Source organism: Gilliamella sp. WF3-4 (assembly GCF_001690275.1).
GTDB lineage: Bacteria > Pseudomonadota > Gammaproteobacteria > Enterobacterales > Orbaceae > Gilliamella > Gilliamella apicola_C.
Map to the genome: position 1 here is coordinate 132406 of NZ_LZGW01000032.1, position 13539 is coordinate 145944.

11 protein-coding genes are annotated in these 13539 nt (G+C 34.0%); 1 reads left to right on the forward strand and 10 read right to left on the reverse strand.

The features are described 5' to 3' along the window. Window positions 1-18: 18 nt before the first annotated feature. The 8 genes from ggt to A9G47_RS07880 all read right to left on the reverse strand — a co-directional run bounded on the left by ggt (window position 19) and on the right by A9G47_RS07880 (window position 9544). Window positions 19-1719 (reverse strand): gamma-glutamyltransferase, encoded by a 1701-nt coding sequence (ggt, locus tag A9G47_RS07845; RefSeq protein ID WP_065642625.1) that lies wholly within the window; start codon window positions 1717-1719, stop codon window positions 19-21. A gap of 413 nt (window positions 1720-2132) precedes the next feature. Further along, the gene (gene celB / locus A9G47_RS07850) at window positions 2133-3485 is read right to left on the reverse strand and encodes a PTS cellobiose transporter subunit IIC (protein ID WP_065566917.1); all 1353 of its coding nucleotides are present in this window, start codon (window positions 3483-3485) and stop codon (window positions 2133-2135) included. Between the two features lie 14 nt (window positions 3486-3499). Beyond that, window positions 3500-3988, reverse strand: a complete 489-nt coding sequence (locus tag A9G47_RS07855; protein ID WP_065642626.1) for a hypothetical protein — start codon at window positions 3986-3988, stop codon at window positions 3500-3502. Continuing rightward, window positions 3985-4347, reverse strand: coding sequence for a PTS cellobiose transporter subunit IIA (locus A9G47_RS07860; protein WP_065566915.1), 363 nt, complete (start codon window positions 4345-4347; stop codon window positions 3985-3987). Before A9G47_RS07860 ends, A9G47_RS07855 begins: the two co-directional genes overlap by 4 nt. Window positions 4348-4349: 2 nt before the next feature. Next, complete coding sequence (locus tag A9G47_RS07865) at window positions 4350-6359, reverse strand: BglG family transcription antiterminator (RefSeq protein ID WP_065642643.1); 2010 nt, start codon at window positions 6357-6359, stop codon at window positions 4350-4352. Window positions 6360-6522: 163 nt separating this feature from the next. After that, window positions 6523-6840, reverse strand: coding sequence for a PTS cellobiose transporter subunit IIB (locus A9G47_RS07870; protein ID WP_065566914.1), 318 nt, complete (start codon window positions 6838-6840; stop codon window positions 6523-6525). 78 nt (window positions 6841-6918) lie between these two features. Beyond that, the gene (locus tag A9G47_RS07875; protein ID WP_065642627.1) at window positions 6919-8355 is read right to left on the reverse strand and encodes a 6-phospho-beta-glucosidase; all 1437 of its coding nucleotides are present in this window, start codon (window positions 8353-8355) and stop codon (window positions 6919-6921) included. Window positions 8356-9316: 961 nt separating this feature from the next. Then, window positions 9317-9544 carry a ChaB family protein gene (locus A9G47_RS07880; RefSeq protein ID WP_065566912.1) on the reverse strand — a complete coding sequence of 76 codons (228 nt, stop codon included), beginning with the start codon at window positions 9542-9544 and terminating at the stop codon, window positions 9317-9319. A 271-nt stretch (window positions 9545-9815) separates the two neighbouring features. Between A9G47_RS07880 and A9G47_RS07885 the strand changes: the two genes are divergently transcribed. Then, window positions 9816-10883: a DUF3829 domain-containing protein gene (locus A9G47_RS07885; protein ID WP_065642628.1), complete on the forward strand. Its 1068-nt coding sequence runs from the start codon at window positions 9816-9818 to the stop codon at window positions 10881-10883. Window positions 10884-10988: 105 nt separating this feature from the next. Here A9G47_RS07885 and acuI read toward each other — a convergent pair whose 3' ends face one another. Both acuI and sstT read right to left on the reverse strand, forming a co-directional pair. Then, window positions 10989-11990 (reverse strand): acrylyl-CoA reductase (NADPH), encoded by a 1002-nt coding sequence (gene acuI, locus A9G47_RS07890; RefSeq protein WP_065642629.1) that lies wholly within the window; start codon window positions 11988-11990, stop codon window positions 10989-10991. A gap of 291 nt (window positions 11991-12281) precedes the next feature. Next, a complete protein-coding gene (gene sstT, locus A9G47_RS07895) occupies window positions 12282-13514 on the reverse strand; it encodes a serine/threonine transporter SstT (protein ID WP_065642630.1) in 1233 nt (410 codons plus the stop codon). Between the last annotated feature and the right edge of the window lie 25 nt (window positions 13515-13539).

A 13539-nucleotide genomic window follows, 5' to 3' on the forward strand; every position in this document is an offset into this window, starting at 1 on the left:
TCAACATGAAAAATATTTTTATCTTACAACCATTGATTTACCTCTACCACGGATATCTGATACTGCTTCAGGTTTTTTATCTGTGATTTTTATCGCCTGAATATCACCGCTAAAATCTTGCTGCTCAAAGTGGTAGCCCATTTGCTTGAGTTTATCTTTTAAATCCTCTGGTACTTTGTTTTGAAATCGTTCAATAAAAATAAGATTAGTTGGTAATAATTGATGATGATAACGAGGTGCATCCATTGCTGCTTTTAATGACATATGATTATCAAAAACATTAGTTACAACTTGAAAGATGGAGGTAAAAATTCTTGAACCACCTGGCGTACCAATAACCATTGCAACATCATTATTTTTAATAAAAATACTTGGTGTCATAGAAGATAAAGGACGCTTATTAGGCTCTATGGCATTAGCATCTTTGCTCACTACACCAAACTGATTAGCAACACCTGGCTTACTACTAAAATCATCCATCTCATTATTGAGTATAATACCTGTACCCTCAATCACAACCGCAGATCCAAACCAACCATTAAGAGTGTAAGTATTAGATGCTGCATTACCCCATTTATCTACAATAGAAAAATGCGTTGTCTGTAATTTTTCATGGTTGTTGTTCAGACCAGGTTTAACTTGTTCGGTAATAGAAATCGCTTTTGGGTTAACTTGTTTTGCTCTTTCTGCCAAATAATTAGCGTCAATCAGTTTAGCAACAGGAACCGAGATAAAATCAGGATCGCCCATATATTCTGCTCGATCAGCAAACACACGTTTTTCTATTTCTGCTAATAAGTGAATATATTGAGGTGAATTGACCTTAACATTCTTAAAATCATTCGCTAAATTTTGCTTCATTAATAATAGTTGAATTAAACCTACACCGCCTGAACTTGGTGGTGGTGCAGTTACAATTTGCATATCTTGCCAGTTAGCAACTAATGGTTCTCGCCATTTAGCTTGGTAATTAGCTAAATCATTTTCAGTAATTAAACCTGCATTTTCTTGCATCTGTTTTGCAATTAATTTAGCCGTTTCACCTTTATAAAAACCGTCACTACCTTGATCGGCAATACGCATTAATACCTTGCCAAGCTCGGGCTGCTTAAATAGTTTTCCTTCTTGCATAGAACCAAAGTATTGCTTAAAGTGGCCATTAGCCGGCGCTAGTGATTCTACTTCATGATACCGTTTAACGAGTAGTTTATCTACGGTAAACCCTTCATTGGCAAATCGTATAGCTGGCGCCATAACTTCTTTCCAGGATAATTTACCAAAACGTTGATGCACAGCCCACATACCAGCAACCGTACCTGGTACGCCTGAGGCTTTGTAGGAATATAGACTTAAATTCGGGATCACATTTTTATGATCATCAAGGTACATATCTCGATCAGCCTTATTTGGGGCAATTTCTCTATAATCGATAAAATAAGGCTTGCCTTCCATCCAAAGCGTCATAAAACCGCCACCGCCAATATTACCCGCTTCAGGATAGGTAACAGCCAGAGTAAATGCTGTAGCTACAGCAGCATCAGCGGCATTTCCCCCTTTTTCTAATATCTCTTGCGCAGCTAGCGCGCCATAATAATCTGGGGAGGCAACGGCTCCAGCCTCAAATTTTTGTTTTAAATTGTCTACAGCAAATACTGGGCTTATCACTAAAAAAATAACAAGGCTACAATACGTTATCAGCCTGCGTTTAAGATAGAACATGTTGTACCTCCTAATAAAATATGATTTATTCGCCCCACTTAACACAAAATCGCATAAAAAAATAGGAAAAATTATGCAATATTTGGTTAAGGGGAATTATCAATATAGCATAGAAAATAAAAATGTTGAGTAAATATTGATCACACAGAAATTTCTATACTTGACTTTGTGATGATTTTCTTATTAATTTCGAATCAAGCCTGCTTAGATAATTTTGATTTGCCTATTTTTTGTAAAAAAGATTCAGGAATCTATGCCGTTTCAATTATGGTGAGGATTCAATACATGATTAAAAGAAAATACTTTCTTATTCATTACTTTTAGAATTGGATTTCGTGTAATTAGCTCAAAACAATTAAAAAAGAGTGTAGCAAACTAAATGGCATACACCCTTTAATATAAACTAATTAAAACTAAGCTGTTTGAGCTTGATTTGCTGATTTACCTTGTTCATCTTTATAAAGTTTATTGTCATATAGTTTGACAAAAGGAATATAAATTAGCAAAGCTAAAATGGCCGACACGACCGCAATAACAGCAGCTTTATAATCACCACCCGTACCAATAAATGCACCTATGCCCATTGGTGATGGCCATGGAATTAATGCAATGATTGGATGGATAAAACCCGTATTAATTGCAAAATAACCTAATGTTCCACACGCCATCGGCGCTAAGAAAAATGGAAATGCCAAGTAAGGATTATATACAATCGGCATACCAAAAATAATAGGTTCGTTGATATTGAATATTGCAGGCACTGCTGAAGCTCGTCCCAAGATTTTTAGTTGGCTAGACTTAGCGCAAAAAGCAATAAAGAATGTCATTAATAAGGTAGAGCCCGAACCGCCTAAAATCACTAATGAATTATTAAATTCTCCAGCAAAAGGAATATGTTCACCACCAAGTGCATTTTCGTTCATATTAGCTAACATAATTGGGGTGATAAATGCGCCAATAATAGTAGCGCCATGGATCCCAACAACCCATAACGCATGGATTAAAAAGAGAATGACCATAACACCTAGCCAACTTTTGGTTAAATTGGTCACAAAAGCAAATGGCACAGCAATAATATTAAAAATATCAGTACCAAAATAGATAAAAACGCCATTAATAATGATCACAAAAAACGCAATAATAAACGTTGGAATCAGCGCAGTAAAAGACCGCGAAACACCTAGCGGTACAGTTTCTGGCATTTTCACAACCCAATTTCGCCTAACACATAAAAAATAAAGATGAGTTGCCAAAATTGCCATTACGATTGCAATAAATATACCCGATGTACCTAAGCGGAAGATAAAAGGTTTTAAACGTAGCCCATTAAAGACTAAATTACTTTCATCATTAAGTAATGTAATCACGCCTTTTTGCATAACTAATTCAGGCAAAGTCATGAAAAAAGCAAAAATAGATAACATAGCGCCGTTAAGAGGGTTAACTTTAAGACCAGTTTCTTCTTCTTCGATTTTAGTCAGTTCATAACCAACAACAAAGTTAAAATAAAGAGCTAAAATGCCGATAGTTGCTGTGTTGGCAATCATATAAAGATCGCTCACTCTAAAAAAAGTATTTTCAAAAAAGCCTTCTAACCCTGTAAATGTCATTGGTAAGGTATTGAATACTAAAAACATAGATCCCACAATTGAGAAAGGCACTGAAGCCATCCCCGCGGCCATTACTGCTCGAACAATTTTAAATTGCGATACTTTAGCCATTGGCGCCATTAAAAATTTCTGTAAAATTACAAATCCCGTATTCATTTTGTTATCCTCATCTAATTAATGACCTGTTGGTAAGCTTGAATTCTTTGGAAAGATTTATCCTTATTAAGCTCAATCTTTTTTATTTTTTTAAGCAGTAAAAAATTAATTAATAAACTTGCTGTTAACACTACCATTACGCTATTTAAGACATATTGAGTGTTTTTAAAAAACGGAAAGAATAGATGAAATAAGGATGTATTTACCGAAATCAGCAAAACAATACAAATTACCGATAATGCAGAATAAAGCGCCTTTGCATAAGGTAAACGATTATTATGAATTCGATAAAGTTTAATCTGCTCATACATCGTTAATATCGCTAGCACAAGGATCGATAGTGGCAAAAAGGCCACAATAGATAATGATCCACCTAAAAATACAAACCAATACAGATTGATAAATAAAAAAAATGCTGTGCTATAACGAATAGCTAAAAAGCGATTAAAATAGAGGTTGGTTAGGCTCGTTTTTTGGTGCATTTCTAATTTTTTAGTTGTCATATGATGGATTCCCCCCCTAATTTGACTGCTAAGCGGTGGTTTTGCTCATACAAATGAGCCATCTCAAGTGCAATTTCGCGCATTGTCATTGTTGTCATTAAGTGATCTTGCGCATGTACCATAATAATTTCCATGGTAATTTTTGTACCGTTAGCATAATTTTGTAGTAACTCTGTTTGTGAGTAGTGAGCTTGTAAAATATCTTCATTCGCTTCGTCAAGAAGCTGGTTTGCGGTAATAAAATCGGCTTGTCTCATTGCCTTAAATGCATCATGAATTTTAGTTTTAGCATTACCGCTATATAAAATAATATTAAAAGCGATAAGTTGAATATCTTCTGAGCTCATTTCATCGTTCATTACTATGCTCCTTTTTCAATAAGTTGGATAAAAAGCCGTTTAAATTGGCCATAGTTATGCGTTTTCAACAGTTTTGATTGCATTGCTAAATCATCAATTAAATTAATAATGGCTTTAGTTATCATCGCTAAAGTTGAATTTTGATAAATAGAAGGGGAAATCATAAAAACGAAGCGAACCTGTGGGTAATTATCATCCCAAAATAATCCATCAGGGATCATCGCAACACCAATTTTAGATAATTTCCCTACAGGAATTGCAGGGTGTGGCACCACTATCGCTTGGCTAAAAAAGATATCACCTAATAGCATACGATTTTGCATTTGCTTTATCATTTGTTGCTTATAATTGCTATCTTCATTTAACGCTAAAAGATCAAGTAAAGAATCTAAAATATGTTCTTTGCTTTGAGGTTGTCGGCATGGGTAGAAATAATCTGCAAATAAATCATCAATAATTTGCTCAATATCAATAAAATGATTGCAAGATTTTTGTGTTGCAAACATTGGAATTTGCATTCTACGCTCAGAGACAGGCATATTTCGTGACGCAAGATAACGGCGAATTTTTTGTACATCATCATCCGTTAAGAATACAGAAACATGAAAAACAGGCACTTTAAATACTTGCGCGGATAAATCAACGGACGAAATAATAAAATCGACCTTATTTAACGTTTCTGGTTCAATTTCATAATATCCTTGTGTCGCAACAATTTTGATTCGTTCATCAAACTCACATTCAACTCGATTTTTTAGTAGCTGGGCACTACCAAGACCCGTTGCACAAATAATTAGCACTTTGGTTTTTTGTTCATTTTTTAATTTTTCAATCGAAGCTAAAAAGTGCAAAGTTAAGTAGCCCCACTCATCATCGTGAATCGTAAATTGATTAAGCTGGGGTAGCTGGCTAAGGTAATTTTTAACTAATTCAAATAATTCTGGTGAATTGGCTTTAATTTCATCAAGTAATGGATTTTCTAATTTAATATTTTGTTGTAAACGAACGATCATCGGTTTTAAATGTTGAATAACGCCGTTTTTCAATTGTTCGTCATTTAAAAATAAATACCCTGTCTGCTGCTCAATTTCGATTAATATATTAGTCACAGATAAATATAATTCGCAATCCACATCATTATGAGTAACATTCGATTTACTCATCAAATGTAAAGTTAAATACATTTGTTCTTGTTTGGGAAAACAAAAACCAATTACTTTTTCGACTCTATTGATAATTTTCTTAGCAACTTGATATTCCAATGTATTTTTTGTCGATTGTGGCATATCAAGATTTTGAATAGAAAGCCCTGATTGTAAACGTTTAATGCTGAGTGATAGATGTAACACGATATTTTGCATCATAACATCAGATAATTTTATCTTTGCCTCACGACACTCATCTAAAATAATAATGGTTAAGGAGTCAAAGCTAATTACATCACTAAACTTGTTCAAATAAGTAAGGTGTTGTAAAAAATTAATTGATTCTTCGTGAAAAAAATAACTTAAAATAAAATGCCTTTTAGCTTTTTCTTCGCCTTCAACATAAAATAAGGATCGGTTTTTTTTGACAGTAAGTCCATAAGGTTGAAGCTGGTGTTTGATTTCTAAAATATCTTTATTTAGTTGAGAAGAGCTAATAAATAATTGTTCTGATAACGCCTCTATATCAATTTTTTGGCTTTCTAATAATAATAGATTAAGAATATGGTGCTTTCTTTGACATGCTTCTCGGCAGTTTGCTTGCTCTTCGTTACGATCAAATAAATGATGTTCAATTAAAAATAGGTTGAAAGCCGTTCTATCTTTAATTTGTAATTGATAACCATAACCTTGTTTACTAACAATAGTTCCGCCATTGTTTTCAATCAACGGTTTTAAGTCCTTAAGGTAAGTACGAACAGTTCGATCTGATAATGATAATTCACTTGCCAGCAATGCGCTGCTTTTGAATAGATTTTTAGAGCGAACCATTAAACTAATTAGATCTCGTTGTTTGTTCTTAATCACAATCATCCGTACCTGTGACAGCTAAAAATAGGCTGTTAATCATAGAGTAGTTACTCTGATATGTTAGATAAGCACACATCAAGCAAGTTAATAAGGCGCTGCCATGTCTGGTAATCTAATGACAACGCCAAGCCATTTTTCTAAAACAAAGGCTTATTTTGGGCTATTTGATATTGTCTTCGGTTAACTTAGCCAATTGCTCAATACCCGACGGTATAGGGATATAGGCCTGAAAAGGAATGCTTACTACAGGCTTACCCACTTCATCCCCCAAATTTTTCAACTTATCAAACATCATCATCGTTTGTGGACTGATTAAAAATAATGAGAAATCACTATTTTTAATCATATTGCTTCCTTCGGTTGCCGATACTGCATCAACCGAAATAGCTTTATCTTTACTAGCAAAATATTCTGTTACTTTTTTAGCCATTAATGATGATGACATTCCTGCTGCACAAATAATTAATGCTTTTTTCATGGTTTTTCCTCAACGCAATTATGATCCCTTAATAAAACTTTTATAGAGCTTCTGCTTTTATAGAGCTTCTATAAGTTTCTATAAAACTTCACCGTTTGAAGCAATGACATTCTTAAACCAAGCAAATGAATCTTTTCGGCTACGCTTTAAGGTTCCATTACCTTTATTATCTTTATCCACATAAATAAACCCATACCGTTTTTCCATTTCACCAGTGCCCGCCGAAACCAAATCAATACATCCCCAAGGGGTGTAGCCCATTAAATCAACGCCATCTTCTTCAACAGCAATCTTCATTTGTTTGATATGTTCTTTCAAATATTCAATACGATAAGTATCATGAATGCTACCATCTGCCTCGACTTTATCATATGCACCAAACCCATTTTCAACAATAAACAATGGCAATCGGTACATATCTGTTAACCAATTTAAGGTATAACGTAATCCTTCAGGATCAATTTGCCAGCCCCAATCAGATTTTTTAACGTATTGATTACCAATCAGATCCTTTTTTTCGTCATAGTTATAGCTGTTATCATTTTCCTTTTTCCTAATAGCATTGGACATGTAATAGCTAAAGCCAATATAGTCAACCGTGCCTTTAGTAAGTACTTCAAGATCCTGCGCTGTAATATCAAGCTCAAAACCATTGCGTTGCCAATATTTTTTAATATGATTTGGATACTCACCATGCACATGAACATCAGCAAAGAAGTATTTACGTTCCATCGCTTTTTGTGCCATCAAAATATCACCTGGTTTACAAGTTTCAGGGTAGATTGGTATTACCGCCAACATACATCCAATTTTAAAATCAGGGTTAATGGCATGACCGATTTGTACTGCTTTAGCACTAGCAACTAATTCATAATGGGCAGCTTGATACATAATCTGTTCGCGATTATCGCCTGCTTTATAGTAAATACCAGAATTAGTAAATGGTGCAAAATCTTCATTAAAATTAGCTTGATTATTAATTTCGTTAAAAGTCATCCAATATTTGACTTTATTTTTATAACGATCAAAACATACTTCAGCAAAGCGAACAAAAAAGTCGATCAATTGACGATTACGAAATCCGCCATATTCAGTGACAAGATAATAAGGCAACTCAAAATGAGAAAGGGTTACAACAGGCTCTATATTATGTTTCAGACATTCATCAAATAGATCATCATAAAATTTTAAGCCCTCTTCATTAGGAGCAAGCTCATCTCCGTTTGGAAAGATACGTGTCCAAGCTATCGAAGTTCGAAAACATTTAAATCCCATTTCGGCAAATAGCTTAATATCTTCTTTATAGTGATGATAAAAATCAATTGCATCGTGGTTAGGATAATATTCCCCTTCAATAATGCCTTCGGTGATCTTACGATAACTTTTAGGCGACCCCACCGTCATCACATCAGCAACACTAATACCTTTACCACCCGCTTGCCAAGCCCCTTCTAATTGGTGAGCAGCAACTGCACCTCCCCACAAAAAATCTTTTGGTAACCCGTTATTTTTCATAATCAAATACCTACATTTATTAATAATTCAAATTTAGTATAAAAAGAAAAAAATAGAATTACTAACCAACTTTTTCCGTATTGATCAGGAAAAAGATAAATACATTGTGAAAAATTTTACTTAATAACATTATTAAACAATAATTTTATGCGACTAGTTACACACATTTAGTGTGTAACTAGCTTAGTGCATGATATCAAGAATATAGGCATGATGTGCCAGAGAGAAAAGCAAACTGGTCATGATAAAAATCAGTCAGAAAAACCATTGATTTTATTGAAGTTTTTATTTTAACAAATAATAACATTACTCCTTTTGCACAAGCCTATCTTATGATGCAAGGCCCAATACATTAAATAAATACATTAAATGGGTAGTTTAATCCAGAAAAAACAATACAACCTTAATAACGCATTTATATAGGTGGATGCGGCTAATATTTTGACTAGGATGAGATATTTTTTACAGGTGCATTTTGACACCAAATCCTTTTCTTACATAATTCACCCAATTCGGCATCTACTGTTATGACTTACTTTCTAAGCGCTGCCTGTCGCATTCTTGCTCCATAAGCTTGATAGTGATAATACCTCACCCACTTTAGCACTGAGCGCTTTGTTTTTTTCCAGATAAATTAGAATTGAGAATTAAATCGATCTCGTAGTATATCCATACTTTTCAGTAGCAAAAAGATAAAATCATGGAAATAAACACTAATTAGGATAGCCTATCCAAGCAATAATTTTGTGGAATTTAATGATTTATCGAAATGCGACAAACACAGCTACACTAACTTTTAGCATATAAGTAGCTTTTAAGTAAGTAATATATCATCACAAATTCTTTTCTGCTCAATCAATGAGAAAGGGTATATAGGTCAGTATATCGATAAAAATAGTAGATTTTCTCACTAATCGGGCAGAAAAAATTAAAGATGTTTAGTTTTATGGTTCAGCTTAAATTATTTAGCAACCCAGTTACCCTCTTCATCTTTATGATAGGTCTTTTCAACAGCAGCCCAAGCTACTTTGAAGGCAATCGTTTCTGGATCACTATGATCGCGCCTTTTGTGGGGATCTTGATATTCTTTTATTGCGCTATTAAATGCTTCTTTAAAAATATCTTGCGCATGCGTTGGCAAAACATGACGCACAGAAGCTGGCAAATCATCACGAGTTTGATACGGCATATAGGTTTCCTCCATAAATTAATCTTTTATGGTTAAAAATTCCAAATAGCAATCGCAGGCATCATTTGCAAAACAACTTATAAGCGTCAAATTTATGACTTTTTAGAAAGAAACACAAGCATTATTAATAGCTAATAAACAGTATATTTTCTTTTCAGTTTTCCAAAATTAATATATAACACTAAAATAAACACATATTTTATTGGAAAAAAAAGAAAAAAAAATGTAAAGTGTCAAATTATTAAACTAATAATAACATTAAGGAAAAAAGATGCAGAAAAAATTCTTAACAATATTTATTGCTGGGCTTTTAATGATTGGTTGCAATGATCAATCAGAAAGTAAAACTGCTCAGTCGACCACAGTTTCCGAAGCAAAAACTTCAGAACAAACTTCAGAAAATACTTCACAACAAATAGCAGCAAAAGCGAATAAAGGTAATCTGTGGTTAAGTATTTTTAACACCAATTTTTCTTTAGCCGAGCAACAGTTAACAAACAGAGTTTCCTTGCCATCTACACTGATTAATCTTGATAAGGAAGTTGACAGATATTTAAAACAATTTCAAGACAAAAATGGTAACATCGATTACAATCGCATAAAAAATGATCCAACAAAACGTATAGATCTTTTTGTCGGTTCCAATCCTTCTCCTGAAGATCTTGATGATTATAAGCAATTGATTAATAAATTAATAGCAATCAAACCAGAACTTCCCGAGCTTGATAATGCTGGCAAAGTCTTAGGTGATAAATTTGTTGAGTTAGGCTTAGCTTATGACAAAGCTGCTAAATATTATACAACGAATGAATATAAGTTAGATGAACTGGCTAAATTACCTGAACTATTCAACAATCTAGAAAATGCCTATAATCAATATATTGAAGCAGAAGATATTGCTTTTATCGCTTACGATAAATTATATAAAGAGATCCACGCATTTCAAAAAGCAGAAATTAAAAATCAAGGATTAATGCTTCACTACAATTGTATTGAATTCATAGATATATCTGAAGAAGTTGTAGCATTAATTAATCGAAATTTTGCTGAAAATAATGACTTTAAAAATCTTGATAAATCAATAATTGAACCAAAAATTGAACAACTAGAATCTATAGCCAATGAATTAATTGCCAATAAAGGCAAAACTGACTTGATCAAAAAACAAGCTTTGAACAATATTTATTATGATAGGTTTGCCGATACATTACCTCAATTGGTTAATCAAATGAAAGTTGTTTTAAAAGAGTTACAGACTGCCAAGATAGAAAATGAAGTCAAGTCTTTGAATGGTACACTTGACCATGTTATTGACCGCTATAATTCGGTAATCAATTAAAATTACGTTATAAACTAAGTTGGTGGTAATGCTGCACCACCAACTTTTAAGCGTTTGAGTGACTACAAGCGCTATTGATCAATATAATAGCCCAATATTAGCATCCTAAGTCGATTTGTTTACATCAACAACACAACGCCCCTTTATTTGCCCAGCTATCATTTTATTTGCTGTCTCAACACATTCAGTTAATGAAATTGTATTGCTAATATGCGATAGCAGTTTTTCATCTAGGTAATATGCCAATAAATTCCACGCAGCAATACGCTTATCATAACTCGCCATCACACTATCTATACCAGTTAATGTAACACCGCGTAAAATAAACGGTGCAACCGTTGTTGATAAATCTATACCTTGAGCAAGTCCACAACAAGTTACAATACCACCATATTGGGTTTGCGCACAAATATTGGCTAAAGTATGTGACCCAACAACATCCACAGCAGCTGACCATTGCTCTTTTTGTAATGGCTTACCTATTTCTTTTAATGTTTGGCTATCAATGATATTAACTGCGCCAAGTTGACGTAAATAATACTCTTCATCAATTTTACTAGTCGATGCGGTAACTTGATACCCAAGTTTGGCCAGTAACGCAACGGCAATTGAGCCAACACCACCTGTTGCACCTGTCACTAAAATCAGACCATCTTGTGGTTGTATACCAAAATCAATAATTCGTTGAACACAAAGTGCAGCAGTATAACCCGCTGTGCCAATAGCCATTGCCTGATGAGCGGTAAACTGATTGGGCAAAGGTATTAACCATTCAGACTTTAAATAAGCATATTGTGCCAAGCACCCCCAGTGAGTTTCACCGCACCCCCAACCATTTAAAATAACCGTATCACCTTTTTGATAACGACCACTACTACACTCAATGACAGTTCCAACGCCATCGATACCGGGTACCATCGGCCACTGCCTTACAATAGGGCTTTTGTTAGTTAAAGCTAACGCATCTTTATAGTTAATACTGCAATACGCTACTTTGATTAACGTATCACCTTGCTGGTCTAATAGTTGCTGTTTGTTAATGGCTTTAAGTGAACATGTAAAACCTGTTGTTTTATCTTTTTCTAAGACAATAGCATTAAATGGCATAATATCTCCTTGTAGCTTAAGGTAATAAATTACTCAAGCAAAGTAAGCAGTCAACCTCAATACAAACTATTTAATAATAAATAGCCATTGGAGAAAAAGCAATGAAACAGATTACTTATGGCTACAAGATGATAAATTCTATCAAAAGAGGAAAGGTGCACTATTTATAAATCATTGAAAAACTGAGCAGATAATCAAACAACCACCATACTCAGCCTATAAAAAAACAAGTAAATAAACTTAACTATTGAATAAAAGTTAAGATCATCTTTCATTAATAATGATTAACTTTTATTGTCTACCATTTTCTTGTGCAGCCGAAGAAACAGCGCCAATAAATACTACATCACTTGACGAATTTAACGCCGTTTCAACCGAATCTTGAATAACACCGATGGCAATACCAATACCAATGACTTTGGCTGAAATTTCATTAGGTATACCAAACATACTACAAGCAACAGGAATTAGTAATAATGAACCACCAGCAATCCCCGACGCACCACAAGCACACACAGAACTGACTATACAAAGTAATACCGCAGAATAGATATCAACATTAATATGCATTGAGTTAACTGTTGCGAGAGTTAAAACGGTAATTGTTACTGCTGCCCCTGACATATTAATCGCAGCACCTAAAGGAACAGCGACTGAATAGGTATCTTCATCCATATTTAATTTTTTGCATATTTCGATATTAACTGGGATATTAGCAGCAGAACTACGAGTCAAAAAGGCAGGTATTGCGCTATATTTTAATGAGGTAAAAACTAATGGGTATGGATTTTTTCGCATTACATAATAAGCCAATAATGGATTAATAACTAATGCCACAATCAACATGCATGATACTAATACACCTAATAGATGTGCATATTTTAATAGTTCGTCAAAGCCTGTTTCGGCTAGCGTTGAAGAAACCAGTCCAAACACACCTAATGGTGCAAAACGGATAATAATTCTTACAATAAAAGAGATAGCATAAGATAAATCATTCATCATCGTTTTAGTCGCTTGACTTGCATGCCTTAATGCTAAACCTATACCTATTCCCCATATAATCAAACCAATATAATTTGCGTTAACAAGGGCATTAACAGGATTATCAATCATTTTATTCAGTAATGTTTTTAAGACATCTTTAACCCCGTTGGGTGGCGTCAACTTGATCTGCGCCAGTGCATCGCCAAATGAAATTTGAGATGGAAATAGAAAGCTGGCAAATGTAGCTAATAAAGCAGCTAATATCATACCTGATAAGTAAAGCATGATTAACGCACGCATATTTGCTTGCTTACCTTGTTGGTGATTAGCGATTGATGCAATAACTAAAATCAGTACAAGTATTGGCGCAACTGATTTTAAAGCATTAATAAATAGCTCTCCGATAAGTGACATCCCTAAAGCGGTCTCTTTCGACACGGCAGCGAGAATAATACCAAATATTAAGCCCAATAAAATCTGTGGCATCAACCCTACTTTTAAGTAAAAACGAACCAACGGATGAGAAGAATGAGTCATAATATTCCTTTTTTATTAAAATAAA

Coding starts and splice junctions, on each gene's coding strand:
- ggt (WP_065642625.1), bottom strand. CDS start 1,719: ATGTTCTATCTTAAACGCAGGCTGATAACGTATTGTAGCCTTGTTATT.
- celB (WP_065566917.1), bottom strand. CDS start 3,485: ATGAATACGGGATTTGTAATTTTACAGAAATTTTTAATGGCGCCAATG.
- A9G47_RS07855 (WP_065642626.1), bottom strand. CDS start 3,988: ATGACAACTAAAAAATTAGAAATGCACCAAAAAACGAGCCTAACCAAC.
- A9G47_RS07860 (WP_065566915.1), bottom strand. CDS start 4,347: ATGAACGATGAAATGAGCTCAGAAGATATTCAACTTATCGCTTTTAAT.
- A9G47_RS07870 (WP_065566914.1), bottom strand. CDS start 6,840: ATGAAAAAAGCATTAATTATTTGTGCAGCAGGAATGTCATCATCATTA.
- A9G47_RS07875 (WP_065642627.1), bottom strand. CDS start 8,355: ATGAAAAATAACGGGTTACCAAAAGATTTTTTGTGGGGAGGTGCAGTT.
- A9G47_RS07880 (WP_065566912.1), bottom strand. CDS start 9,544: ATGCCGTATCAAACTCGTGATGATTTGCCAGCTTCTGTGCGTCATGTT.
- A9G47_RS07885 (WP_065642628.1), top strand. CDS start 9,816: ATGCAGAAAAAATTCTTAACAATATTTATTGCTGGGCTTTTAATGATT.
- acuI (WP_065642629.1), bottom strand. CDS start 11,990: ATGCCATTTAATGCTATTGTCTTAGAAAAAGATAAAACAACAGGTTTT.
- sstT (WP_065642630.1), bottom strand. CDS start 13,514: ATGACTCATTCTTCTCATCCGTTGGTTCGTTTTTACTTAAAAGTAGGG.